We start from the raw sequence: 2,103 nt of genomic DNA on the forward strand, positions 1-2,103 counted from the left end.
CGATGCCGAGATGGGCGATCTTGCCGCGCGATATGGCGACGACGCCGCAGAACTTGCGTATCGATCCTGCGCCGCCGCCTTGGATACCTTGAACGGCGAGTTGGCGCGCTTGCGCCGGATCGGCTTCGCGCGCGCGCGCAGCCTCTACTTCGCCTCGCACGGCTACCATCGCCGCCGCTTGCGCGCGGAATGGCAGCGTCGTCGTGATGCCGGCCTGCGCGTGGAGTGGCTCGAGCACGACGAGTTGCATCGCCGTTTCGGCCTCGACGCGCCTGCGGCGATCCTCACCCGCCCCGCAGCCCGGGTCGACCCGTATCGCGTCTGCCATGCGTTGCTGCGCTCGATCGTGCGCGACGGTGGGCGCGTGTTCGACCGCACGGCGGTATTGGGCTTTGCCGTGCGCGCGCGCGACGTGCGCGTGGAGACCGATCGCGGCGTCGCATTGCGCGCACGCTGGCTCGTCGTCGCCGCCGGATACGAATCGCAGCAGTGGCTCGATGCGCGCATCGCACGTAATCGGAGCAGCTATGCATTCGCCACGGATCCGAGCCCCGACGTCGATCGCTTGCGTGGGGTGCTCGCCTGGGAAACCGCGCGGCCTTACCTGTACCTGCGCACGACCGACGCGGGCCGCCTGATCGTCGGTGGCGCCGACGACCGCGTCGACGTGCCCGCCTTGCGCGATGCGCGGCTGCCGCGCAAGGCGGAGCGCCTCGCCCGCCAGGCGGCGCGACGGCTGGGCGTGGCCGTCGAACCGGCATGGGCGAGGGGCGGCACGTTCGCGGAAACCGAGGACGGCTTGCCGTTCTTCGATTCGCATCCCCAGCACGGGCCGCGCGTGCTGTTCGCACTCGCCTACGGTGGCAACGGCATCGCCTATGCGCGTCTCGGCGCGGACGTGATCGCCAAGCGCCTGCGCCGGCTTGCCCATACGTGCGACGATCTGGTGTCGTTCGCGCGGTTCGAGCGCGGGGTGCGTGCGCCGCGGCGCTGAGTGCCGATTGCGTGCTCAGCCGGCCGTAGCCGTGCCATTCCTCGCGAGCAGCAGCTCGTCGATAGGTCGCGGGCGGGCGAGGTGGAATCCCTGGGCCCAGTCGACACCGAGTTCGCGCAGCAGCACGAGGGTCTGTTCGTCCTCGACCCATTCGGCCACCGTTTCCGCGCCGTAGGCGCGTGCGACGGCGACGATGGCCCGTACCGTGGCCAGGTCGCGTCCATCGCGCGCGAGGTCGCGCACGAAGCTGCCGTCAATCTTGATCACGTTGGCGGGTATCTGCTTGAGTCGCTCGAACGACTGGTAACCGATGCCGAAATCATCGATCGCGATGCAGCAGCCGCGCTCTCGCAAGGCGTCGAGCAGGGCGATCGCATCGCCGGCGTGGGTGATCGCCGCCGTTTCGGTGACTTCGAAGCAGAGGACGCCAGGCGTCAGCGCGAAATCGTCGACGAGCGCGAGCAGCTCGCGAGCGAAACTCAGCGAGGCGAGCGACTGGCCGGCGAGGTTGACGCTGAGGCGACTGATCGGCACGCGCACGTCGGCGTGCCGGCGCAGCCAGCGATCCAGCGCGCACACGACGGCGAGGTCGAGTTCCGCCATGCGGCGGTCGGCTTGCAGCTCGCGCAGGAATTCGTCGGGTAGCAGCAGGCGTCCGACCTCGTCCTGCAGGCGGCAGAGGATTTCGCCGTGCGTGCCGCTGTCCGCGGCATGCCCGGAAAGGGCGAAGAGCGGCTGGCAGTACAGCTCGATCTCGCCCGCGCGGATGCGCGCGAGCGCATTCGTCGACACCTGCAGCGAGCGGCCGTGCGTCGAGAGTGCTTCGCGCGCGTCGCGCGAGCCCGCGTGCAGCGGGCGCAGTTCGCCCCGATCGCGCGCTTCCATCGCGGCATCGGAGGCACGTGCCATGCGCGCCTCGAACCCCTCGCCGTCGACCTGGTCGGCAGCGACGCCGAGATAGGGCAGCACCCGCACCGGGCGTTCCAGCCAGAGGAACTCGCCGTTGTGCAGGCGGCGCAACACGGCGTCCCAGGATGCGTCCGCCGCACTGCCGCGCGGATTACCGTGCAGCACGATGACGAGGTGGCCGGTGCCGATGTCGTACGTCC

General features: G+C 70.1%; 2 protein-coding genes. One reads left to right on the plus strand and one right to left on the minus strand.

The genetic code is table 11. The annotated features are described in order from the left end of the window. A partial coding sequence (locus tag ACTHK2_RS14585) for an NAD(P)/FAD-dependent oxidoreductase (protein ID WP_440246442.1) occupies positions 1 to 994 on the plus strand: 994 nt, incomplete at its 5' end. A 15-nt stretch (positions 995 to 1,009) separates the two neighbouring features. Here ACTHK2_RS14585 and ACTHK2_RS14590 read toward each other — a convergent pair. Further along, a partial coding sequence (locus ACTHK2_RS14590) for an EAL domain-containing protein (protein WP_440246443.1) occupies positions 1,010 to 2,103 on the minus strand: 1,094 nt, incomplete at its 5' end.

The sequence above is a fragment of the Dokdonella sp. genome (assembly GCF_051958935.1).
Lineage (GTDB): Bacteria > Pseudomonadota > Gammaproteobacteria > Xanthomonadales > Rhodanobacteraceae > Dokdonella_A.